We start from the raw sequence: 23,530 nt of genomic DNA, 5'->3' as shown, positions 1-23,530 counted from the left end.
TATACCACAAAAGACGGACCTCGGTCCGTCTTTTGCTTTTTATGAAACTATAATGAGTTATTTACCCGTTACAGCCTCTTTTTAGCGCAAATAAAAAAAACGGTTTAACCGTTTTTCTTTTTTAAGATAACTTTTGTAACGATAATGATTAATACTAATACAATCGCAGATGAAATATAGAAAGTATTCATTAGTGGTGGTTTACTGAACCATTTAGTAGACTTTGCAATCATACGTGCAGCTAAAGCAATTGAGTAACCAGTAGAAGCAGCACCTACTAAAGCAAGTAATGCTTTGAATAATTTTCCTGTAACTTCAGTAAATAAAATTGCGATTGCAAGAGTACATAACGCAATGAATATATAAATGACTAATTGCATTGGGGAAACCTCCTTTTCACACTTAATAAAAGATATCATAAAATCCCCCTTTTTGCAATTGTGTTCGATTAATTAAACAGTAATATGTAAATTATGTGAAAATGTGAGATAATAAGGTTGGAGTGTGGACAAATAATGTCCTGTTTGGTACTATTATTCGTGATAAGGAAAGAGGTAAAAAACTTATGAGAAGAAAGAGAAATTATAATTATTCTCCTTACAGTCGTCGTAGAAGAATAAGATGGGGTAATGTCTTGAAGGTTGTTATTCCTGTTGTTGTAGTACTTGTATTAGTAATCACATTTAACTTTTCACGTATTAGACTTGCAATGAAAGGCTATTCATGGTCGCAGCAGTCTGCTGTATTAAGGCTAACAAGTGATAAAGTGAAGATTGTGATTGATGATGATTATTTAGATCATGTTGATTCATGGTTAAAACATTCTAAGGATGTTAAGTATTATGCTGATTTTGAACAATATCAGTCTCTTCATAAGAAGATGAAAGCTGCTGATGTAGTAGATACATTATCACCAATGTTAGATGACCAGGTTCCTGCTTTAAAGAAGAATGGGTATACTGAAAAACAGATTTGGACGATCTTAAAGACAGCTGATAGTGATGATTTAGATTATATTCTAGAAAAAGGCTATAGCTATAATACGATGAAGAATTATATGGCTGTATCTGGATTCAAGTTCCAGGATATGGATAAATATGAAGAAGCTTATAAATCAAGTAAGAATTATAACTATGCTGTATTAAGTACATCTTATCCATTTATTGGAGATTCTACTAAAGAAGCGACTAGACATACTATTACTGATCCAGCACGTTATACAACTCTTGTAAAGAAAGGTTTATACCTTCCTTCTAGCTATAAACCAGCTGATTTAGTCACACCTGATAAGAAATATATCACTAAGAAATGTGACCATCCAAAATTAAGAAAAGATGCTTATAAGGCATTTCTTGCTATGCGTAAAGCAGGCGAAAAGGAAGGCTATTATATCATGATCAATAGTGGTTATCGTTCTTATGATGAACAGAGTAAAATCTATAAGGAATATAAACAGAAGTGGGGAGAGCTTTACGCAATTCAGCACGTTGCATTACCTGGTGCGAGTGAACACCAGACAGGACTTGGTATCGATATGAGTTCAGAAAGTGTCGATGAAGGTAAGAGACTTGTATTTGGTGATACATCAGAATATAAGTGGGCATGTAAAAATGCTCATAAATATGGCTTTGTATTACGTTTTGCGGATGGTACTTCTAATATTACAGGCATTACACAGGAGCCTTGGCATTTCCGCTATGTAGGTAAAAAAGCTGCTAAGATCATGTATGAAAACAACTGGACATTAGAAGAATATTGTCTTTATACAGGAGATCTTCCTGCATTAAAATCATAATGAATCCGGCATTTGCCGGATTTTTTTAAAGGAGAAAAAAACATGTTAAGTATGGTAGAGTATGTGCATGAACGTATGCATACATATGATAATTTAGAAATAGGTGTAGATTTCACAATGGGTAATGGCCATGATACAAAGAGTTTAATTGAATGCTGCAAGGAAGTCTATAGCTTTGATATACAAGAAGAAGCATTCAAGCGTACAAAAGAACTCGTAGGAGACAAAGCACACCTTATTCGTGATTCTCATGAGAATTTTGATCATTATGTTGATACATTTGATATTGGTATTTTTAATCTAGGTTATTTACCTGAAGGTGATCATAACATCACAACAACACTTGATGTTACTCAAAGAACTCTTATTAAGGCGGTTGAACATATGAAAAAGGTCATCTTTATAACTTGTTATATTGGACATCCTCAGGGTAAAGAAGAGGCTTTATGGATTGATAACTATGTATCAGATTTAGATACACATACATATAATGTATCAAGTTTTAAGATGATGAATAAAAAGAATGCACCTTATGTAATAGAAATAGAGAGAAAATAATGAGATATAAAGATCTCATTTTTGATACTAATAAATACTATTGATATGAATATGATTCCATTACAGAAGATTATTCAGGAAGAAAAGAGAGAAACTGGACTTTAGAAGAAGTGTAATATTTTGCTTTTTATCTAGGTATGAAGGAATGGATGGTGTGTTAAAGACATTACATGAAAAGTTAAGATTTAGCGTTGTTTCTTCTAAGAATAAGAAGCAATATGATATTGATGTAGTTTCTTTAGGACTAGATGATTGTATGGAAGTTGTTGTGCTAGAGGATGATACCTCAAAACATAAACCTGATCCTGAACCATTGTTATTGTGTATGGAACGTTTGGAGTTAAATAAGGAAGGTGTTATGTATGTTGGAGATGCTTATTCAGATCTTCTTGCTTCAAGAAATGCAGGCATTGATTTTGCGCTTGCAAAATGGGGTAGTGTAGAAATCAAAGACGTGAGTGATTCTAATTATATACTAGAGAAGGTAGAAGATTTATTAGGACTTTTATAAGTGCTATAATATAACACAAGGAGATGATGTTATGAAGATAATCGCATTTACAGGTGCAGGAATATCTAAACAGAGTAATATTCCTACATTTATGGAAAGGCCGGATGTCAGAGAAAAGCTATTTAGAAGCTATGCACAAAGACATCATGAAGAGTACAATGAAGTGATTAGACAATTAAAAGCGAATATGAATGGTGCAAAACCAAATGATGCGCATTACGCCTTGGCAGAGTATCATATTCCTATTATCACAATGAATATTGATGGCTTACATAGACTTGCAGGTAGTGATGCATTAGAACTACATGGTGGTCTTCCTGAAGATGATGAAATGGATATTGCTTATTCTTTATACAATAAGCCAGTTCTTTATGGTGATCCAGCGCCAAATTATCAATTAGCTTATGAAATGGTATATGCATTACAACCAGGAGATGTATTTCTAGTTGTAGGATGTTCATTCCATACAGGTATATCTGTGGATTTAAGAGAGGTGGCTAAATCAAGAGGTGCACGTATTATTGAGATACAGGAAGATGCGGCTCATAATGTAAGAAAAGTATTGGAAGAATTAACGGAAGGATGATTTGAATAGAATTTTTTCAAGGTGATACTACAATTAAAAAACAACCAAAAATTATTGTAGATGGCTATTATAAGGATTTTGGCTATGGATTCTATTGTACAAGTTTAGAAAAACAAGCCAAACGCTGGGCGTTAGTAAAACCACGTGGTCATGTTGTAAATATCTATGAATATGTAGAAAACCACTTATTAAATACTCTTGTATTTAATGAAATGAGTGATGAATGGCTTGACTTTGTTGTTAGCTGTAGACGAGGCATCAAACATGATTATGATTGTGTGGAAGGACCTATGGCTGATGATACAATTTGGAATTATGTGGATGATTTTGCACGCGGTGATATATCTAGAGAAGCTTTCTGGGAACTTGTTAAGTTCAAGTATCCGACTCATCAAATTGTATTTTGTACAGAGGATGCGTTAAAACAACTTCATTTCAAAAGGAGTTATTCTTTATGATGAATAAATATTTTGAAGACGAAGAGATTAAGCAGAATGATCTTTTCTTTATGTGCTCCATGATTGAACGCGTTGCACGAAAGCTTCATCAAAGAAATAGATATGTTGTTAATGCGGTAGGTTACGATAACTTGTATCATTTGATCAGCCTTGCAAATGTATTGCATAGTGAAAACCCTGATAAAGTGGCAAGTGACTGGATTAAAGAATATTCATTAGAAGAAGGTACATTTGATATCATGGATGTTGATCGTGAACTTTCTACCATCATACCTACTTCGCTAGATATGGGCAAAGTTTATTCACGTTTAATTGTAGATACAGCATCAATCAATGAAGACTATGTATCTGGAATGATACGTGTTTATAATGATAGAATTTGTGAAACAATTGATTCTTATACAAATGGGGCTTTCTATGAACCATCTTATGTGATTGCAAGAGCATATAAAGAGGGTGAATTTTAGAAAAGGAGATTAATTAATGGACTCAATTTTAATTAAACCACATCATTTTATTGATATTATTAAATTATATGGATCTGGGATAGATAGATTTGTTCCTGATGAAAAAATGGGACATGATTTTTATAAGGTTGCCAATGAAATTATTGATAATCCATCTGTTGGTTTAAAATTAACAATTGGTGGCGATGACATTTGTAAACCTTGTAAAAAGTATCATGAACAATGTGTTGATCCATTAACGCATATACAAGGATATACTAGTAAAGATGTTTATAATAAAACTTTAGATAAACGAATTATAAAACTATATAACTTAAATGATGAATATTATACTGCAAAGCAATTATGCTCTATAATTCAAAATAATAAAGAATATATCTTTGAAGTCTGGAATGAAGAAGATAATGAGGTAACACAAAAAAGATATGAATTATTTTTACAAGGGGCTCATAAATTTTTAGATAACATTTAAAGAATAAAATATAGGAAGATGTGATTGAATTGTCAAAAAAGGAAAAAGCTTATTTTCATTTACCAGGATTGTTTGAATTTTATGAACTATATAAGAAGTTCCTTCCTCTTTTTTACAACCATAGAGAATATTTTTATGACTGGTGTGAAATAGGTTCTATTTATGGCGCTCCAATGGACTGTTTATGGGGTGGAGGAAGACTTGGAGAAGGGGAAGATAATCCTCGTGAGGTATTAGACCTGATAAAGACGTATCATATTTCTGCAAGACTTACTTTTAGTAACTCTATGCTAGAAGAAGAACATCTCTCAGATCCTAAATGTAATACATTGTGTAGGTTATTTAATGAAGCAGGCAACAATGGTGTGATTGTACACTCTGATCTCTTATTACACTATTTGATGGAGAAATATCCAAATCTATATTTTGCCTCTTCTACCACTAAAGTCATCACTGACTTTAATGATTTTAAAGAAGAATGCGAAAGAGAAGAGTTCCGCTATGTTGTGCCTGATTTCCGCTTAAATAAGAAATTTAAATTATTATCTACAATCAAACAGAAGGATAAAGTAGAATTCTTATGTAATGAATGCTGTTATGTAGGATGTCAGGATAGAAAGAAATGTTATGAAACGGTGAGTTTGCAGAATTTGGGTAAAGATATCCCTGATCATATTTGTAAAGCACCAAATGCAAAGCAAGGCTATCGTTTCTCTCTTGCTATGAATAATCCTTCATTTATTAGTATTGAAGATATACAGTCTATTTATAGACCGCTAGGCTTTACACAGTTCAAGATAGAAGGCAGAAGTCTAGGCAGTGCTCTTGTATTAGAGTTTCTGTTATATTATATGGTGAAGCCAGAATATTCAATTCATGTGAGAGAAGAAATCTATCTTGATAATATGCTTGATCTCTTTTAGATGTTATAATAAGTGAGAAAGAGAGGTTTCATATGAACGCATTAAAAGTAATGGAATTTGCGAAAGAACTGCTTTTAATTGATTCCCCTACAGGATATACAAAAGCAGTTATTGATTTTTATGAAAAGGAAGTCAAAGCCTTAGGTTATGAAACTATACATACCAATAAAGGTAACTTAATTGTTAAGGTGCCTGGTATCGGTCATCATACAAAGGCATTATGTGCCCACGTTGATACTTTAGGACTTATGGTCAGAAGTATCAAAGAAGATGGTACACTTGCATTTACTTTAGTAGGAGGCCCTATTGTTCCTACATTAGATGGTGAATATTGTAAAATAGTAACTAGAGATGGCAGAACTTATACAGGTACTATACTTTCTAATTCTCCAAGTGCACATGTCTATGACGATTCTAAGAATGTCTCTAGAACAGATATGACAATGCATGTACGTATTGATGAATGTGTGTCATCTAAGAAGGAAGCAGAAGAATTAGGTATCATGCCAGGAGATTATATTTGTATTGATCCTAAAACTACAATTACACCAAGCGGCTTCATTAAATCTAGATTTTTAGATGATAAACTAAGCGTAGCTATTCTGTATGGCTTACTAAAGACAATGAAGGAAGAATTTATTATTCCTCATGATACTTGGTATTTCTTAATCTCTACTTATGAAGAAGTAGGACATGGCTGTGCATATATCCCAGAAGAAATTAAAGAAGTGATTGCAGTGGATATGGGATGTATTGGTAAAGACTTAAGCTGCACTGAAAGAGATGTTTCTATTTGTGCTAAGGATTCTAGTGGTCCTTATGACTACCAGATGACAACAAAACTTATTAATCTTGCGAAAGATAATGAATTATCTTATGCCGTTGATATTTATCCATTTTATAGTTCTGATGTCTCTGCATCTTTAAGAGGCGGTCAGGATATTAGAGGCGCACTAATAGGTCCAGGTGTGGCTGCAAGTCATGGTATGGAACGTTCACATGTAGACGCAGTAGAGAACACAATGAAACTATTAATCGCTTATATGACAAAAAAAGACTGATGCTTATTGCATCAGCCTTTTTTTAAGGTGATTATTCAACTACTGTAACGTTAGCTGCCTGTGGTCCACGATCGCCTTCAACAACGTCAAATTCAACAGTCTGGCCTTCTTCTAGAGTCTTGTATCCATCAGCGTTGATTGCAGAGAAATGAACGAAGATATCTTTGCTCTGTCCTTCTACTGTAATGAATCCATAACCTTTTTCAGCCTTAAACCATTTTACTTTACCTGTCATCTGACATACCTCCTGTAAATTGCAATACATCAAGCAACTTTATTATAGGCTTTTGCAATCGATAGTGTACTACTGATAAAAAACCAATACAAAATGTCCTGTGTAACTGCTATACATATCATATCACATGTGTAAAATAATAACAAGAAAAATGGAAATTCAACACGTAATATGTTATGCTTTTTCTGTTGACAAAGATTATAAAATTCTTAGAATAATGGAGATGGGGTGTATTGATATGATGAATAAATATGCTGAATTGATAGTAAAAAAGGGCGTTAATCTTCAAAAAGGTCAGAAACTTGTAGTTACTGCGGATGTTGAATGTGCCTCTTTAGTGAAAGCTATCGCCAAAGAAGCTTATAAAGCAGGGGCTCTAGATGTAATTGCCCATTATGTAGATGAAGATATTACAAGACTTAGATATGAACATAATGATGTAGATTATTTCAAGAAGGTTCCTGATTATTTAGTTGAACTACGTAATAAGTATGCATTAGAACATGCTGCTGTAGTGACTATTACATCAGAAAATCCTGATGGTTTTAAAGGTATTGATCCTTTAAAGATGGCTACTTACAGTAAAACTATGCATGAACAGGCTAAGACATTCTATGATCATTTAGATCTAGGTATTGATCGCTGGTGTATTGTAGGTGCACCTTCTCTTAAGTGGGCGAATAAGGTATTTCCTGATATGAATAATCAGGAGGCAACAGAAGCCTTATGGAAAGCTATCTATCATGTGTGTTATGTAGATACAAAAGACCCATTAAATGCTTGGGAAATGCATCGTGCATCTTTTGAAGAACGTGTGAAGACACTTAATGAGATGTCTATTGATTACTTACATTATACAAATAGTCTAGGAACTGATTTAAAAGTATATATGAATAAAGATTATTTATTTGCAGGTGGAGGAAGCTTTACAACTGATGGAGTTTATTCTTTCCCTAATATGCCTACAGAAGAAATCTTTACTTCTCCAGACTATCGTAAAACAGAAGGTGTTGTTTATTCTTCATTACCACTTAACCATGGTGGTTCACTCGTCAATGATTTTTATATTCAATTCCATGAGGGTCGTGTTGTGGACTTTGATGCTAAGACTGGTAAAGATGTACTTGCAAGCATCATTGATACTGATGATGGGGCTCATTATTTAGGTGAAGTAGCACTTGTGCCAGTTGATTCTCCTATATCAGAAATGGGGCTATTATTCTATAACACATTATTTGATGAGAATGCAGCATGTCATCTTGCTCTTGGTAAAGGTTTTAATGAATGTATTAAGGGCGGTTATGAGATGACTAAAGAAGAACTATATAAACATGGTGTCAATGATTCATTCACACATGTTGATTTTATGATTGGAACAAAAGACCTTGATATTGAAGCTGTGACTCAAGATGGAAAAACAGTACAGATCTTCAAAAATGGTCAATTCGTAATTTAAGGAGGCTATATGTCAGAATTTGTAGATAAAGTAAGTAAACGTCGTACGTTTGCGATTATTTCTCACCCAGATGCTGGTAAAACAACATTAACAGAAAAGTTCTTATTATATGGTGGAGCTATTCAGGAAGCCGGTATGGTTAAGGGTAAGCAGAATATGCGTCATGCAGTCAGTGACTGGATGGAAATTGAAAAACAGAGAGGGATTTCTGTTACATCTTCAGTATTACAGTTCAACTATGATGGGTTCTGTATCAATATCCTAGATACTCCAGGCCATCAGGACTTCTCAGAAGATACATATCGTACATTAATGGCAGCTGACTCAGCAGTCATGGTTATTGATGCATCTAAGGGTGTCGAAGCACAGACACGTAAGTTATTCAAGGTTTGTGCAATGAGACATATTCCTATCTTTACTTTCATCAACAAGATGGATAGAGAAGCCAAAGACCCTTATGAATTAATGGAAGAAATTGAACAGGAATTAGGTATGGATACATGTCCTGTTAACTGGCCTATTGGATGTGGTAAACAGTTCAAAGGCGTTTATGAAAGAGAATCTAAGAAAGTGATTCGTTTCGTACCAGTACAGGGTGGTAAGAAGGAAGTACAGGAAATCATTACTGATTATGATGATCCTGAATTAATTAAAGAAATTGGTGAAGATTATTATGCGACTCTTCAGGATGATGTGGAACTACTAGATGGTGCTGGTGCAGAATTTGATCTAGAAAGAGTACATCGTGGAGAATTATCACCAGTATGTTTTGGTAGTGCCTTAACTAACTTTGGTGTAGAACCATTCTTACATCATTTCTTAGATTACTCTATGCCTCCTCAGCCAAAACAGAGCGATGATGGGCCAATTGATCCATTTAATGAAGACTTCAGTGCATTTGTATTCAAGATTCAGGCAAACATGAATAAAGCACATAGAGATAGAATGGCATTCATGCGTATTACTTCTGGTAAATACACTAAGGGTATGGAAGTATTCCATATGCAGGGAAATAAGAAGATTAAATTAAGCCAGTCTAAACAGCTAATGGCTGATGATCGTGAAGAAATCCAGGAAGCTTATTCTGGAGATATCATTGGTGTTTTTGATCCAGGTATTTTCTCTATTGGTGATACAATCTGTACACCTAAGCATAAATTCAAGTTTGAAGGTATTCCTACATTCGCCCCTGAACATTTCGCACGTATCCGTAATACAGATACAATGAAGCGTAAACAGTTCGTTAAGGGTGTAGAACAGATTGCTCAGGAAGGGGCTATTCAGATCTTCACTGAAATTGGTGGTTCAATGGAAGAAATCATCGTAGGTGTAGTAGGTGTCCTTCAGTTTGAGGTACTTGAATATCGTTTAAAGAATGAATATAACGTAAATATTAAGAGAGAACCTCTTGGATATCAGTTCATTAGATGGATTGATAATGAAGAAATTGATCTATATAGTTTGAATTTATCTTCAGATACAAAGAGAGTTCAGGATTTAAGAGGAAAGTATTTATTACTCTTCTCTAATCAATGGGGAATTAACTGGGCGACTGATAAGAACAAGGAATTAATCTTATCAGAATTCTCTAAAAACTAATGAAAAAGAATTGGCGTTATTGGTGGACGCTTTTGTACTTTGTAGTTTATCTGTTATGTTTCTTCTTTATTGAACATTTCTTACCAGTGACGCAATATCATATGATCTCTACACCAATAGATCATATGATTCCATTTAACGAGTGGTTTGTTTTCTTTTATATCAGCTGGTTTGGATATATCTTCTTCTCTTTCTGGTATTTCTTCTTTAAAGACAAGAAAGAATACTTGCAGATGATCACATTCCTATTTACCGGTATGACACTCTTTATAGTAGTATCAATAATCTATCCTAATGGTTTAGATATTAGACCAAAACAATTAGAACATAATAATATTGCGTTAATACTTGTTGATTTACTTTATAAGATTGATACACCAACCAATGTATTGCCTAGTATTCATATCTTTAATTCTATTGGTATGTGCATGGCGTTTAGTAAATCAAAGCATGCAACTAGTATTATGAAGAAGGGAACTACAATTCTTACGATAGGGATTATTCTTTCTACTTTCTTGATTAAGCAGCATGGAATGATTGATGCACTCTCTGCGGTTGTGTTATCTGTCGTTCTCTATGTTGTTGTTTATAAGAAAAACATTTATTTATTAAAAAGAAAATCTTAAAAGTTCATGGGTGACCATGAACTTTTTTGTGTTAGAATACATACAGGGAGTGATAAGTGATGAAAATACTTGCTGCATTTGATTCTTTTAAAGAAAGTATGACTGCATATGCTGCAGGAGAAGCAGTACAGAGAGCTTATAATAATGTACATATTTGTCCTTTAGCTGATGGTGGAGAAGGGACAATGGAAGTCATGAATCGTTATCTACATGGTGATATTCATGAAATAGAGGTAGCGGGACCACTATTTAAGACAGTTCATGCAAAACTCGCTATTGTGGATGATCTTGCTATTATAGAAAGTGCACAGGCGTGTGGACTTGATTACCTGACTGAAGAAGAAAAGAACGGAACGGAAGCAACATCTTATGGTGTAGGAGAAATGATGAAATATGCCTATGATCATGGTGTTAAACGTTTCCTTTTGACTTTGGGTGGATCAGCTTGTAATGATGGAGGTATAGGTCTATTAAGTGGTATGGGTTATGGTTTTTTTGATCAGTTTGATCAGCGTATTCCAATGAATGCGAGAGGACTCGAAACACTTGATCATATTAAGAAAACACGCCTTGATTTATCAGGTATAGAAGTAGAAGGGGCATGTGATGTCACTAATCCACTATGTGGAAAAGAAGGGGCTACTTATGTCTTTGGTCCTCAAAAGAAGGTGAAAGATCTAGAAAAGACAGATCAGGTAATGAAGCATTATGCGAAAATAATGAGTGAATTAGTTGATAAGGATGATTCATGTACACCTGGTGCAGGCGCAGCAGGAGGTATGGGCTATGCAATTGTGACAGGACTTAATGGTAAATTAGTGACTGGATTTGATGCAGTGAGTCGTACAGTACATCTAGAAGAAGCAATCCAGGAAGCAGATATTATTTTTACAGGTGAAGGAAAAATGGATCATCAGACTTTGTATGGCAAGACACCAATAGGTGTCTTGCACTTGGCGCAGAAATACAATAAGCCTGTTGTCGCATTTTGTGGAAAGTGTGAAGATAAAGAGACATTAATTGAAGCAGGATTTGAGGATGTACGCTGTATTAATCATACAGATGAACCTCTTTCTGTATTATTAGAAAAAGGTCCACAGTATTTAGAAGAAGAAGTGAGACGTTATTTGGAGGAAAAGAATGTATAAGGTTACAAAAGATGAATTACTATTAGATTCTCTTGTGGAGCATACTCGTAAGAAGAAAAATGATTGTAAGAATTTATTGAAATATAAATCAGTACAGGTGAATGGTGAAGTACAGACTTATCATGCCTTTGAATTACATCCAGGAGATGAAGTAGAAGTTGGTAAGAAGACGAATCTTCCTTTTGAACTTCTTTATGAAGATGATGATATGATTGTGATCAATAAGCCTTCTGGACTAGTGAGTGAAGAGACACGTAATAATAAATATCAGACAGCTTTTTATATGGTGATGGAATATTGCCGTAAGAAGAGACAGCAGTGTTATCTTGTACATCGTTTAGACCAGGATACTTCTGGTGTACTTATGTTTGTGAAGAATAAGAAGCTTTATCAGGAATTAACTCATAACTGGAATAAGTATGTTAAAACAAGAGGCTATATCGCGATATTAGAAGGACAATGTCGTAAATCAGGTACAATAAAGAATCATCTTGTAGAAGATAAACAGTTAAAGATGCGTATTGCGAAAGAGGGACAATTGGCTATTACGCACTACAAGCCATTAGAAGTATCTAAGGATTATACAATGATGGAAGTATTCTTAGATACAGGACGTAAGAATCAGATTCGTGTTCATATGGCTTCTGTGAATCATCCTATTATTGGTGATAAGAAATATGGTGCACGTACAAATCCTTTAAAGAGATTAGGTCTACATGCGCATGAATTTGCATTCACACATCCTTTTACACATAAAACAATGACTTTTAAAGCACCGCTTCCTTCTTCTTTTAAGCAGATGTTTAAACCTTCTAAAAGATAAAGGAGGGAATAAACAGTGAAACATAGTAAACTAATCAGGCAGATTGTTGTACTTGCGGTATGTGTTGTTGCGGTCTTTTGTGGGTTGAAAATAAGAGACAAAATCAGACTACAGAAGGAAGTTGTCTTAAGTGTGAGTGTACATCCTTATGGCCTTATGGATGGAAAAGAAACATATTTAGTGGCCACACAGGTATTCTTTCCTAAGGCTGTTAATATGTCTCAAGCAAGTTTTACTGTAGGTGATTTTAGTCAGCTTGGTGAAGTGAATGAGACACTTTCTAAAGATAAGACTTTAACTGAGGATTATTATAATAGTAAGGTGTTACTTGAAGAAAATACAAGAGTCATGATTGATTATAAGATTGTACAGATGGAACGCCCGATGGATATAGAAAATCTCACAGTCAAGGCTACTATAAAGTATAGAGGCGTAAAGATTCATGCGGTGAATGGTGTTATTACAGAAATCTAAAATAAATTAAAAAAAGTTATTGACAAACACCTGTATATTGGGTAAGATGAACAGGTAAAAAGTGGAAAGAAGAAGTGCCTACTTCTCGCCCGATTGATACAGTCAATGGGCCAATGTCACTAGATTAAACTCTAACGATAAGTGGGCGCTAGTACGCTCACTTTTTATTTAATATGAAGTAAGCGGAGGTGGCTTTTATTAGACGTTATGATAGAACAAAACCAGTAAAGAAGGAAGATCCAATTAACGAAAACATTCGTTTTAAGGAAGTATTGGTTATTGATCAGAATGGAGAACAGTTAGGCGTTATGAGCAAGAGAGACGCAATGAATCGTGCTTATGATGCAGGACTTGATCTAGTTTGTGTTGCTCCTAAGGCAAAGCCAGCGGTATGTCGTATCATGGATTACGGAAAGTATCGTTTCGAGCAGCAGAAGAAACAAAAAGAAATGAAGAAGAATTCAAAAGTTGTTGCGATCAAGGAGACGCAGTTATCTCCAACAATCGATGTACACGATAAGAACGTGAAGCTTAAACGTACTTTGAAATGGTTACAGGATGGCGATAAAGTCAAGGTAGCAATTCGTTTCAGAGGAAGACAGATGGCTCATGTTGATCTTGGACAGAAGATTATGGACGATTTTATTGCGGAATGTTCTGAATATTGCGTTGTTGAAAAGCCAGCTAAACTAGAAGGAAGAACATTGGCAGCAATGCTCGCACCTAAAAAAGCAAAGTAAAATAGGAGGAAACTTATCATGCCAAAAATGAAAACACATAGCGGTCTTAAGAAACGCTTAAAGAAAACAGCAAGTGGTAAATTAAAGAGAGGCCATGCATACGTATCTCACTTATCACATAATAAGACACATAAACAGAAAAAGCATCTCGCTAAGTCAACATTAGTACACCCATCAGATTACAAGAGAATCAAGTCTCGTATCTAATAGGTTAATTTTAAGGAGGATATACACATGGCAAGAGTAAAAGGCGGATTTACAACTAGACGCAGAAGAAAAAAGACATTAAAGCTAGCTAAAGGTTACTTCGGTAGCAAACATGCTTTATATAAAACAGCTCATGAACAGGTAATGCATTCTTTAAAGTATGCTTACAGAGATAGAAGACAGTTAAAGAGAGAAATGAGAAAGCTTTGGATTGCACGTATCAACGCTGCTTGCAGAATGAACGATATGTCATATTCAACTTTCATGCACGGTTTAAAACTTGCAGAAGTTAACGTTAACAGAAAGATGCTTTCAGAAATCGCAATTGCTGATCCTGAAGGTTTCAAGGCTTTAACTGATTTAGCTAAAGAACAGTTAGCAAAGTAATCTAAAGTGCCAGAGATGGCACTTTTTTTCACGTTCAGAAAATTAATAGTGTGCTATGAAATAATCTTATATAATATACACCATGAATCTATTAAAAATATTAATCTGTTGTGGGGGTGGCTTCTCATCAAGCTATGTCACTACACGTATGCAGAAACAAATCAAAGAAAATCATTTAGAGAATCAAGTACAGATTGATTTCTCACCCTTTAGCTTGATGCACGAAGTTATTGATCAATATGATGTAGTGATGTGCTGTCCACACCTGCTTATGGAAATTAAGTTGCACTTTAAGGATACTGGTGTGCCTTTATATATTCTTCCTCCTAGAATGTATGGCTTGATGAAACTTACTGAAATTGTAGATGATGCGAAAGGAGTCATAGACATCTATAAACAAACAAAACAGAATCCAGTTTATTTTCCTGGAGAAGAAAATATCTTAAGAGTGACACGTATTAACTCTTATCGCCATACACATGGAGGTAAAGATCATGGGGACATTTAAATTTGCCTGTAAGATGTTGAAACGTGAAAGGAAACAGGCTATATCCTATGGTATTACGGTTCTTTTTACTGTCTTTGTATCATTTGTCTTCTTTAATATTATTAACAATGATACGTTAATGGATCAAACAGCAGCTGCAAGTGGTGGATCTTTTTCACAGGTCAGTGTTCCATTATCAAGTATTATCGCATTTGTCGTTATAATTTTTTGTGGTTTAATGATGGTTTATGCTAACTCATTCTTTTGCACACATAAGACAAAAGAATTTGCGATTCTTGCGATGAGTGGCAGCAGTTTTTTTGATTCAACACTCTATTTATTTTATCAGGAAATCATTATCTCTTTAATTGCATTACCTATTGGTTATTTGATTGGTATGGCAGGGGCAGTAGGAGTGAATTCAATCATGTATCACTCCATGCATATTCATAATTCTATCTTCATGATTCCTATGCGTGCCTATACAGATACACTTATGACTATTGCGATTCTTTTCTTTGTAACTATTCTAGGAGATTCAGGCTTTGTTTACCGCCATGATATCCAGACACTCTTACATGAATCTCATGAAAAGGTTGTGGATAAGAAATTACCTTCTTATCTTCCGCCATTCATTTATATATTTGCGATTATTTTATTAGTTACGACTCCTTATAGTCCAACTGGATTTGTATTCCCTTGTTTTGTGGGTGGAATAGGGGCGGCTTATGTATTATCGCAATCAATCCCAGAAATACTTAGAAAAATCAAGAGTCAACGTTTAGGAAATACTTTAGACCTCGTTTCTTTAAGTCATTTATCTACTTCTTTGACTAATTCAGGTGCTCTTATTCTTGTTTATGTTGTCACAAATGTTTGTATGAGTGCTATGATCATTGCTCAGAAAAATTCACCACGAGAATATATGACTGCTATTATTGCTTACATTGTGATGACAATCTTATTATCTATCACAATTATGTATAAATATGCTGCAGAAACTATGAAAAGAGTGAAAGTCTTTAGTAATCTTTATAAGATAGGATGCACAAGAAAGAAGATTGCTTCTTATATTAAGAAGGAAGTTATTCTTTTCTATTCATTACTTGTTTTAATACCTATTGTTTATCTCGCAATTGTCATGGTTCAGGTTTATATGCATACACTGGATACTTTAGGGCTCATTATTATGCTATTTAGTGTGGATATCATTCCACAGATGATTCTTGCTGTGATGACTTATTATATTTATATGAAGAATGTTTATACAGAGATAGGGGAAGTACTATGAGTGAAATACTAGTTGCGAAAAATATAACTAAAATATATGGTATTGGTACAAGCCGTACCTTTGAAGCATTACATGGTGTCTCTATGACTATGAATGAAGGAGAATTCATCTGTGTCATGGGACCAAGTGGTGCAGGTAAATCAACTTTTATTAATAATCTATCTACAATAGATATTCCTACAAAAGGGAAGGTTTATATCAATGATACTGAAGTAAGAAGTATGGGTGAAAATGAAATAGGTAAGTTTCGTTATGAGAACCTTGGATTCATCTTCCAGGAATTCAACTTATTAGATTCTCTCACTATTCTTGAAAATATCGCAGTTCCTCTTTCTCTTGCGAATTTGCCACAGGAAGAAATAGAAACAAGAGTTAAAGAAACAGCGTCATGTTTATCTATCGATTCATTACTTCATAAGTATCCTAATGAATGTTCAGGAGGGCAAAGACAGCGTGCAGCCATCTGTCGTGCCCTTGTCACTCATCCTAAACTTATTGTAGCGGATGAACCAACAGGTAACTTAGACTCCCATACATCACATGAAATATTAGAAATATTCAAAGAACTCAATGATCAAGATGGTGTTTCTATACTTATGGTGACTCATGATCCAATGATTGCCAGTTATTCTCAGAAACTGCTTTACATTAAAGATGGTGTCATTGCAAAGCAAGTCGTGAAGGGGGATTTGACACAGAAGGAGTATTTCCATAAAATAGTAGATGTTAACTCAGCAGAGTCAATGTCTTTATTTGAGGGGGAATAAGTATATGAGTGGAATTGTTTTAGAAGGTGGTACATTTAGACCAATCTTTTCATGTGGTATTATGGATTGTTTGAATGATTATGATATTATGTTTGATTATTGTATAGGTGTAAGTGCAGGAATCACTGATGGTGTTTCTTATGTATCAAAACAGCCTAGAAGAAATCTTGAGATACTAAAAACGTATCGTCATGATCCTCGTTATATTGGTCTTAGAAACTATAAGACGGATCATTCTTTATTTGGTTTAAAGTTTGCCTATGAAACAATGTCTAATGAACTTAATCCTTTTGATTATGATACATTTTATAAGTCTCATACAAAAGTACTTGTAGGTGTTACAAATGCGAATACAGGAAAAGCAGAATATATAGATGGTCATAAAATAGATCGTCATTGTACAGTGTTAAAGGCAACATGTGCTATTCCTATCGTATTTCCTGCAATCAAGATAGGTGAGAATGAATATTTTGATGGTGGTATTGCAGATTCTATTCCTGTAAAGAAAGCAATAGAAGATGGTAATAAGAAGCTTTTGATTGTTCTTACTAGACCAAAGGGTTATAAGAAGACACTCAATTTTTCAACTAAATTTGCAGCGAAGGTTGTGTCTCGTAAATACCCGCTTCTTAAAGATGCCCTGCTTTCACGTCATATTAATTATAATGAAACATTAGACTATATTGATAAGCTAGAAAAAGAAGGCAAGGCACTTGTATTAAGACCAACAGAAGAAGTCATTATTGATTCTATGGAAAAAGATCTAGATAAGATTCAAAGAATCTATGATTATGGTTATGCGCTTGCTTTAGAACATCTTGAAGAAATAAAGGCAATATGTCATGAATAGAGTCTCTTGAAAGAGGCTCTTTTACTATTTATAATAGTTTCTGGAGGTTGATTTATATGAAACCTATTATCGGAATATTACCTTTATTTGATGAGAAAAAAGATAGTTATTGGATGCTTCCAGGATATTTGAAAGGTATTATGAATGCAGGAGGTATTCCTGTGATGTTACCTTTTATTGAAAATATAGAAGATATTAAACAATTATCAGAAAACTTTGATGGTTTTCTTTTCACTGGCGGACCAGATATAGACCCTGCCTATTATCATGAAGAAAAGAAGGAAAACTGTGGAGATTTAACACCTTATAGAGACACATTAGAAAGTCAGTTATTTAAAGAAGTATATGCTTTAAATAAACCGATATTAGGAATATGTAGAGGACATCAGTTGCTTAATGTATTATGTGGTGGAACATTGTATCAGGACCTACCATCAGAATATAAAAGTACTATAACTCACAGAATGAAACCACCTTATGATAACAAACAGCATACAGTTACTCTTATAGAGGATACACCATTAAAGAGCTTACTTAATAAAACTATTTTGCCAGTCAATAGTTGTCATCATCAGGCAGTGAAAGACTTAGGAAGTGATTTACAACCTATGGCTATAAGTGAAGATGGTTTAGTCGAAGCATGCTATGCGCCTCATAAGAAATTTGTATGGGGTGTACAATGGCATCCTGAATTTATGTATACAGAGAAAGAAAGTCAGAAAATATTTGAAGAGTTTATAAGAAAATGCAGAGAGTAAAATGGAATATTGAATTAAAAGGACATATATACCTCTGTATTGTTTCATTTAAGAAGATGAAAACAATCAGAGTGAAGATCAGAGATAATTATTTAGAGGTGAGTGCACCTGTTGGTACAAGTGAAAAATACATTCGTGATTTAATCTATGAAAATGAAGAAGATTTATATGCACGTTTATCTTCCTATATTCCTTATTTTGATCTAAAAGATGATGGGTATGTCTATATCTTTGGTAAGAAATATCAAATAGTTGTCAGAGATATCAAGAAGAAACAATGTGCGATTCATGGAGATAGTATCTACGTGTATACTTCTTATATAGAAAATGCGCTAGGTATATTTCTTGCTCAGATACTTTATGATTACTTAGAAAAAAGAATAACTCATTATCTGCCTTTGTTTAATAGAACTATGCCACGTATGACAATTAAACATTATAAAGGTAGATGGGGAAGCTGTTATGATCAATTGAACTTTGTGACATTTAATTTCTCCTTAGTTTATTTAGATAAAGAGTTGATTGATTATGTCATTGTGCATGAGTTATGTCATTTTATTGAACCAAATCATTCTCCTCGATTCTATGCAGAAGTCAAAAAGAGAATGCCTGATTATAAGAAACGTATGAAAATATTGGAGGAAAAGCATGTATGATTCAATCAGTGAATAATAAAACAATTAAAGACCTTGTAAAATTAAAGAACAAGAAAACAAGAGATGAAAAAGGACTTTTTCTAGTAGATGGATTCCACATGGTAGAAGAAGCAAAAAAAGCAGGGCTGTGTGATTTAGTTATTAGTACAGATGAATCATTAGAAGGACAGGATAAAGTGCTTGTTGTGTCTGATTCTGTTATGGAAAAGCTCTCTTATACTAAAACACCACAGCCTATTATGGCTGTATGTCATAAGAAGGATAATATTTTAAAACACTATGATCGTGTCTTGATTTTAGATGGTGTACAGGATCCAGGAAACTTAGGGACTATCCTTCGTTCAGCACTTGCTTTTGGCTTTAAACAGATTGTCATGAGTCCTGATTGTGTAGACTTATACAATGATAAGGTATTGCGTTCTACTCAGGGAGCTGTTTTTCATTTAGATATTGTCCGTGATGATTTGAGTCATGTTATTCCAGAACTACAGAAGTTAGGGGTACGTGTCATTGCGACAAGCTTACATAATGCATCTTCCATTGATGATATTAAATCAACAGATAAGATGGCATTTGTGATGGGAAATGAAGGAAATGGTGTGAGAGATGAAACAATTGCGATGTCTGATGCCTCTCTTTATATTCCTATTGATACAATGGAATCACTTAATGTCGGTGTAGCGGCAGGTATTGTGATGTATACTTTTAAGGAGGTTTCACTATGATTAGACAGCATATCTATTTTTCAGGAAGAGTACAAGCTGTTGGATTTCGTTTTAGAGCACAGATGAATGCGACTCAGTTAGGACTTACTGGCTGGGTTAGAAATCTCTTTGATGGACGTGTCGAAGCAGAAATCCAGGGCACACCTGAACAAATCAATCGTTTCATCTACAAGATGAAAAATGAACAATGGATAGACATCACTGATATGGAAGTGAAAGATATTCCGGTAGAAAAAGGGGAGAGAAGATTTGATGTTACATACTAGACAATCTCTTTTAAAATCTTTTCAGCATGCCTTTGAAGGCATTATCCATACAATTAAGAAGGAACGTAATATCAAAATACATCTTTCTTTTATGTGTGCCGTTATCTTATGTGGTTTCTATTTTCATATTACGAAGATTGAATGGATGATCTGTCTTATTCTATTTGCACTTGTTTTGTCATTAGAACTTGTCAATACAGCAATTGAAGCCGTGGTGGACTTAGCCTCACCGGATATTCATCCTCTTGCAAAGCTCTCTAAAGATGCTGCAGCAGGCGCTGTGCTTATTAGTGCAATCATTTCAGCTATCATTGGCTTGATGATCTTTATACCTTATATTATTTAAAAAAGCGGGCTATTTGAATAGTCCGCTTTTATCCATCATGTCTAATGCATGTTCAATTGTATCATCACTTTGTACAAGAGCCATACGCACATAACCTTCACCTTGAGTACCAAATGCATTACCTGGTACCACAAGAACACCTGTTTTATCAAATAGTTCCTTTACAAAAGTTTCAGAATCTTTAAACTTATCAGGAATCTTTGCCCATACAAACATAGTACCCTTAGGCATATCGATATCCCAGCCAATAGACTTACAGCCATTGACTAATAAGTCTCTTCTATGTTTATAAGCATTTCTAGTTTTTTCTACACATGATTGATCTTGTGTTAATGCTTTAATCGCACCTTTTTGAACAGGTAAGAACATACCATAATCTAGATTAGATTTTAATGATTTTAGTTTTCCAATAATTTCTTTATTACCAAGCGCAAAACCAATACGGGCACCTGCTAAACCATATGTCTTACTTAATGAGTTGAATTCAATACCCACATCCTTAGCCCCTTCAAACTCTAAGAAGCTGTGTCCTGGTCCTTCAAACAATAATTCACTATAGGCATTATCATGAAGTACCATGATGTTGTATTTCTTTGCGAATACAATGAGTTTCTTATAGAATTCATCATTCGCAACACCACATGTTGGGTTGTTGGGATAAGATACAATCATATACTTTGCATCCTGAGCTGTCTTTTCATCAATCCTGTCAAAATCAATTAAATAGTCATTCTCTTTTAATAATGGCATAGTTACAACGTGAGCCCCAGCTAGTAGTGGTCCATCTCTAAAGATTGGATAACATGGATCCTGGACAAGTACGGTATCGCCTTCATCTACTAGAGTTAAAGCTAGATGTGCTAAGCCATCCTGAGATCCAAGTAATGAAGTCAATTCTGTTGTAGGATCAATCACAACACCATATCTTCTTTCATACCATTCTTTTACAGTGTTCTGAAGATCAACGGAATCTTTAATCGCATAAAGATAATTCTCTGGTTTCATAGCTTCCTTTGCGATTGTTTCCATGACTTCTTGAGTTGGAGGAATATTAGGTGCTCCAATACTCAAATCAATGACTTCTAGTCCTTGTTTTTTTCTTTCACTGCGCATATTTGCGAGTGTAGTGAAGATGCTTTCTCCGAAGAGATCCATTCTTTTTGAAAATTTCATTTTTATATACGCCCTCTCTTCAAGTATCATAATACAAATATGAAACAAATGAAAGTTTCAATTTATAAAAAAACTTCTTGAAATGTATGTGTATTTACTATTTTCCCTGCTTTCGGCTTGTTCGATAGATTAGATTTCAGAAATGGATATTACGTTTGCCAGAATGGGAGGCAGAGAAATGAATCATAGAATTGATGGTGAATTCATAATGACCTAAAGTGAAAAGTTAAATTCCACTTTAAAAAGAAACGAAAATAATGTGGAATTTAGTCGTTCAGGATTATATTTTCATAAGAATATCGGGTATTAATTCTGATATTCTTTTTGTTTTGGGAATGGAACTTAATCATTCGTACACTAGAAATGAGATTCTAACGTCATAAATCATGGTATTTTAAGGCGCAATAAAGCTATGGAATTTCGTTCATTTTTTCGAGTGTAAGACTAAATTCCACTTTGACTGCATGTGCTATTGTCAGTCTGCATCTCATGTTTCATACATTCTCCGAATGATTTTAGTTATGTTATTTTAGTAAATATGGTTTTAAAATTATCTCATCATTTTCTATTTTTTTGATTCCAAATTCTATGAATTTTTTATATAAATCTGCACTTAGGAACTCCATCATCTCCAGCGGTGATTTTCCTTTTAGGTTCTCCTTTGGCTGGGAATTGATGTGGGATACTATGAGATTAGCCTTCTCCTGTAGATCTAGACCAAGCGCTTGGAGATTTGTCCCTTTAGGGCATATGTAACGTATCTCCTTGTGGTAGTTTTCAAGACTTCCTTTCTGGCGTGATGCCATAGGATCACAGTAAAAGACATGAGTTCGCATGCTGCCATCATTATCTTTTTCCAGTCCTTCTGCATCCGAAAATTCAGAACCTCTATCCGTCTTGATTACTTCTACTTCTTTCAGGAACAGTTCTTTTCCTAATATCGATTCAAGAAGGTCTACACCTTCAACCATAACCTTTGCAGTCTTCTCTTCATGGTATATAATAAACATGGAAGAGTAAGACAGGAACTTAAAAGTCTGCATGAACGGACCGCTTTGTCCATTGTAGACGGTATCCATCTCGACGATACTAACGTTGTCATTATCGTCAGTATATGAGATGAAATCATCATAGGTGTGGCCTATCAGGAACTTTCTGTCTTCTCTTTTTTTATATTTGACAGAATCCTTCTTTGATATTCTTCTTGTCTTGACTCTTAGATCAATATCAAGCAGACCGAACTGTCTAAATACGCCAGATTCTATGTAGTTGTATAATGTCTTTTCAGAAATATTCAATTCAGGATGAGAAGTAATGATCTGATATGGTGATTGACCTTTCTTGATAAGAGGGACAATGATATCAGCTAAAGCCTTAAGCTCGCTATATGTCATATTTATTCCTTCTCTTGAGTTAATGAGGTCAGCCATATATTCCTTATTGGCGATATCTGCAGAATATGTGAACTTATCAAATCTGCAGTGCTGGTATTTAGGACAGCCATTGCAGGCGCCAGGAGATCTGTCTCTTCGCTTACATTTAAAAACTACTAAGTCAGCACAGTTCTTGCATACATGGTGATGCTTGCATCTGTCCTTGTTGGCGCACGCAGGATCAAAGCTGCAAATATGTGAATGTTTTCTATGTGCCTTGATTTCTTTGCCTATAGTTGATTTATCCTTTCC

At 34.4% G+C, this 23,530-nt stretch carries 31 protein-coding genes; 27 read left to right on the top strand and 4 right to left on the bottom strand.

Going from position 1 to position 23,530, the window contains the following annotated elements:
• Window positions 1-104 precede the first annotated feature (104 nt).
• The gene (locus tag ABUA27_RS06010; protein ID WP_022425871.1) at window positions 105-380 is read right to left on the bottom strand and encodes a hypothetical protein; all 276 of its coding nucleotides are present in this window, start codon (window positions 378-380) and stop codon (window positions 105-107) included.
• Between the two features lie 122 nt (window positions 381-502).
• Between ABUA27_RS06010 and ABUA27_RS06005 the strand changes: the two genes are divergently transcribed.
• The 9 genes from ABUA27_RS06005 to ABUA27_RS05965 all read left to right on the top strand — a co-directional run bounded on the left by ABUA27_RS06005 (window position 503) and on the right by ABUA27_RS05965 (window position 6,831).
• On the top strand, window positions 503-1,795 hold the full coding sequence (locus ABUA27_RS06005) for a M15 family metallopeptidase (protein WP_349820408.1): 1,293 nt from the start codon (window positions 503-505) through the stop codon (window positions 1,793-1,795).
• Window positions 1,796-1,837: 42 nt separating this feature from the next.
• Window positions 1,838-2,353, top strand: a complete 516-nt coding sequence (gene mnmM, locus ABUA27_RS06000; RefSeq protein ID WP_129981708.1) for a tRNA 5-(aminomethyl)-2-thiouridylate-methyltransferase MnmM — start codon at window positions 1,838-1,840, stop codon at window positions 2,351-2,353.
• Between the two features lie 94 nt (window positions 2,354-2,447).
• Window positions 2,448-2,864: an HAD family hydrolase gene (locus tag ABUA27_RS05995; RefSeq protein WP_412356829.1), complete on the top strand. Its 417-nt coding sequence runs from the start codon at window positions 2,448-2,450 to the stop codon at window positions 2,862-2,864.
• Window positions 2,865-2,895: 31 nt separating this feature from the next.
• Complete coding sequence (locus tag ABUA27_RS05990) at window positions 2,896-3,450, top strand: Sir2 family NAD-dependent protein deacetylase (protein WP_129981709.1); 555 nt, start codon at window positions 2,896-2,898, stop codon at window positions 3,448-3,450.
• A 5-nt stretch (window positions 3,451-3,455) separates the two neighbouring features.
• The gene (locus ABUA27_RS05985) at window positions 3,456-3,908 is read left to right on the top strand and encodes a DUF3990 domain-containing protein (protein WP_287846567.1); all 453 of its coding nucleotides are present in this window, start codon (window positions 3,456-3,458) and stop codon (window positions 3,906-3,908) included.
• Entirely contained in the window at window positions 3,905-4,375 is a 471-nt protein-coding gene (locus ABUA27_RS05980; protein ID WP_287846566.1) for a hypothetical protein, read from the top strand. Before ABUA27_RS05985 ends, ABUA27_RS05980 begins: the two co-directional genes overlap by 4 nt.
• A gap of 16 nt (window positions 4,376-4,391) precedes the next feature.
• The gene (locus tag ABUA27_RS05975) at window positions 4,392-4,847 is read left to right on the top strand and encodes a hypothetical protein (RefSeq protein WP_022425879.1); all 456 of its coding nucleotides are present in this window, start codon (window positions 4,392-4,394) and stop codon (window positions 4,845-4,847) included.
• A 29-nt stretch (window positions 4,848-4,876) separates the two neighbouring features.
• Window positions 4,877-5,770 carry a hypothetical protein gene (locus ABUA27_RS05970; protein ID WP_192924032.1) on the top strand — a complete coding sequence of 298 codons (894 nt, stop codon included), beginning with the start codon at window positions 4,877-4,879 and terminating at the stop codon, window positions 5,768-5,770.
• A gap of 32 nt (window positions 5,771-5,802) precedes the next feature.
• Window positions 5,803-6,831: a M42 family metallopeptidase gene (locus tag ABUA27_RS05965; RefSeq protein ID WP_129981712.1), complete on the top strand. Its 1,029-nt coding sequence runs from the start codon at window positions 5,803-5,805 to the stop codon at window positions 6,829-6,831.
• A 31-nt stretch (window positions 6,832-6,862) separates the two neighbouring features.
• Here the strand turns inward: ABUA27_RS05965 and ABUA27_RS05960 are convergent, their stop codons facing one another.
• On the bottom strand, window positions 6,863-7,066 hold the full coding sequence (locus ABUA27_RS05960; RefSeq protein WP_006505439.1) for a cold shock domain-containing protein: 204 nt from the start codon (window positions 7,064-7,066) through the stop codon (window positions 6,863-6,865).
• A gap of 238 nt (window positions 7,067-7,304) precedes the next feature.
• Between ABUA27_RS05960 and ABUA27_RS05955 the strand changes: the two genes are divergently transcribed.
• From ABUA27_RS05955 to ABUA27_RS05870, 18 genes are all read left to right on the top strand, one after another.
• Window positions 7,305-8,522, top strand: a complete 1,218-nt coding sequence (locus ABUA27_RS05955; protein ID WP_349820407.1) for an aminopeptidase — start codon at window positions 7,305-7,307, stop codon at window positions 8,520-8,522.
• Window positions 8,523-8,531: 9 nt separating this feature from the next.
• Window positions 8,532-10,121, top strand: coding sequence for a peptide chain release factor 3 (locus ABUA27_RS05950; protein ID WP_006505441.1), 1,590 nt, complete (start codon window positions 8,532-8,534; stop codon window positions 10,119-10,121).
• Window positions 10,121-10,747: a hypothetical protein gene (locus tag ABUA27_RS05945; RefSeq protein ID WP_129981714.1), complete on the top strand. Its 627-nt coding sequence runs from the start codon at window positions 10,121-10,123 to the stop codon at window positions 10,745-10,747. The genes ABUA27_RS05950 and ABUA27_RS05945 overlap by 1 nt, the downstream gene beginning before the upstream one ends.
• Before the next feature lie 59 nt (window positions 10,748-10,806).
• On the top strand, window positions 10,807-11,895 hold the full coding sequence (locus ABUA27_RS05940) for a glycerate kinase family protein (RefSeq protein ID WP_303352984.1): 1,089 nt from the start codon (window positions 10,807-10,809) through the stop codon (window positions 11,893-11,895).
• Window positions 11,888-12,718 carry an RluA family pseudouridine synthase gene (locus tag ABUA27_RS05935; RefSeq protein ID WP_129982019.1) on the top strand — a complete coding sequence of 277 codons (831 nt, stop codon included), beginning with the start codon at window positions 11,888-11,890 and terminating at the stop codon, window positions 12,716-12,718. The genes ABUA27_RS05940 and ABUA27_RS05935 overlap by 8 nt, the downstream gene beginning before the upstream one ends.
• Before the next feature lie 15 nt (window positions 12,719-12,733).
• Window positions 12,734-13,192, top strand: a complete 459-nt coding sequence (locus ABUA27_RS05930) for a hypothetical protein (protein ID WP_287846191.1) — start codon at window positions 12,734-12,736, stop codon at window positions 13,190-13,192.
• Between the two features lie 188 nt (window positions 13,193-13,380).
• The gene (gene infC / locus ABUA27_RS05925; protein ID WP_349820406.1) at window positions 13,381-13,932 is read left to right on the top strand and encodes a translation initiation factor IF-3; all 552 of its coding nucleotides are present in this window, start codon (window positions 13,381-13,383) and stop codon (window positions 13,930-13,932) included.
• A gap of 18 nt (window positions 13,933-13,950) precedes the next feature.
• Window positions 13,951-14,139, top strand: coding sequence for a 50S ribosomal protein L35 (gene rpmI / locus ABUA27_RS05920; RefSeq protein WP_006505447.1), 189 nt, complete (start codon window positions 13,951-13,953; stop codon window positions 14,137-14,139).
• Between the two features lie 27 nt (window positions 14,140-14,166).
• The gene (gene rplT / locus ABUA27_RS05915) at window positions 14,167-14,526 is read left to right on the top strand and encodes a 50S ribosomal protein L20 (protein WP_006505448.1); all 360 of its coding nucleotides are present in this window, start codon (window positions 14,167-14,169) and stop codon (window positions 14,524-14,526) included.
• A gap of 82 nt (window positions 14,527-14,608) precedes the next feature.
• Window positions 14,609-15,034: a PTS sugar transporter subunit IIB gene (locus ABUA27_RS05910; RefSeq protein ID WP_303352981.1), complete on the top strand. Its 426-nt coding sequence runs from the start codon at window positions 14,609-14,611 to the stop codon at window positions 15,032-15,034.
• The gene (locus tag ABUA27_RS05905; protein ID WP_349820405.1) at window positions 15,021-16,304 is read left to right on the top strand and encodes an ABC transporter permease family protein; all 1,284 of its coding nucleotides are present in this window, start codon (window positions 15,021-15,023) and stop codon (window positions 16,302-16,304) included. The genes ABUA27_RS05910 and ABUA27_RS05905 overlap by 14 nt, the downstream gene beginning before the upstream one ends.
• Window positions 16,301-17,071 carry an ABC transporter ATP-binding protein gene (locus ABUA27_RS05900; RefSeq protein WP_349820404.1) on the top strand — a complete coding sequence of 257 codons (771 nt, stop codon included), beginning with the start codon at window positions 16,301-16,303 and terminating at the stop codon, window positions 17,069-17,071. Before ABUA27_RS05905 ends, ABUA27_RS05900 begins: the two co-directional genes overlap by 4 nt.
• Before the next feature lie 4 nt (window positions 17,072-17,075).
• Complete coding sequence (locus ABUA27_RS05895; RefSeq protein WP_129982014.1) at window positions 17,076-17,921, top strand: patatin-like phospholipase family protein; 846 nt, start codon at window positions 17,076-17,078, stop codon at window positions 17,919-17,921.
• A 56-nt stretch (window positions 17,922-17,977) separates the two neighbouring features.
• The gene (locus tag ABUA27_RS05890; protein WP_317375672.1) at window positions 17,978-18,679 is read left to right on the top strand and encodes a gamma-glutamyl-gamma-aminobutyrate hydrolase family protein; all 702 of its coding nucleotides are present in this window, start codon (window positions 17,978-17,980) and stop codon (window positions 18,677-18,679) included.
• The gene (locus tag ABUA27_RS05885; RefSeq protein WP_288834638.1) at window positions 18,667-19,335 is read left to right on the top strand and encodes a M48 family metallopeptidase; all 669 of its coding nucleotides are present in this window, start codon (window positions 18,667-18,669) and stop codon (window positions 19,333-19,335) included. Before ABUA27_RS05890 ends, ABUA27_RS05885 begins: the two co-directional genes overlap by 13 nt.
• On the top strand, window positions 19,332-20,060 hold the full coding sequence (locus ABUA27_RS05880; protein WP_129982248.1) for a TrmH family RNA methyltransferase: 729 nt from the start codon (window positions 19,332-19,334) through the stop codon (window positions 20,058-20,060). The genes ABUA27_RS05885 and ABUA27_RS05880 overlap by 4 nt, the downstream gene beginning before the upstream one ends.
• Window positions 20,057-20,326, top strand: a complete 270-nt coding sequence (locus ABUA27_RS05875; protein ID WP_129982249.1) for an acylphosphatase — start codon at window positions 20,057-20,059, stop codon at window positions 20,324-20,326. The genes ABUA27_RS05880 and ABUA27_RS05875 overlap by 4 nt, the downstream gene beginning before the upstream one ends.
• On the top strand, window positions 20,313-20,672 hold the full coding sequence (locus tag ABUA27_RS05870) for a diacylglycerol kinase family protein (protein WP_022425894.1): 360 nt from the start codon (window positions 20,313-20,315) through the stop codon (window positions 20,670-20,672). Before ABUA27_RS05875 ends, ABUA27_RS05870 begins: the two co-directional genes overlap by 14 nt.
• 9 nt (window positions 20,673-20,681) lie before the next feature.
• Here the strand turns inward: ABUA27_RS05870 and ABUA27_RS05865 are convergent, their stop codons facing one another.
• Both ABUA27_RS05865 and ABUA27_RS05860 read right to left on the bottom strand, forming a co-directional pair.
• Window positions 20,682-21,827, bottom strand: a complete 1,146-nt coding sequence (locus ABUA27_RS05865) for an aminotransferase class I/II-fold pyridoxal phosphate-dependent enzyme (protein ID WP_502879949.1) — start codon at window positions 21,825-21,827, stop codon at window positions 20,682-20,684.
• A gap of 542 nt (window positions 21,828-22,369) precedes the next feature.
• On the bottom strand, window positions 22,370-23,530 hold a 1,161-nt coding region (locus tag ABUA27_RS05860; RefSeq protein ID WP_349820403.1), incomplete at its 5' end, for an IS30 family transposase.

It is taken from the genome of Catenibacterium sp. RTP21428st1_D7_RTP21428_210409, assembly GCF_040227455.1.
GTDB classification, from domain to species: domain Bacteria; phylum Bacillota_I; class Bacilli_A; order Erysipelotrichales; family Coprobacillaceae; genus Catenibacterium; species Catenibacterium mitsuoka_A.
Note: the sequence above shows the minus strand (reverse complement) of the source record. Positions and strands in the feature narration are given on the sequence as shown.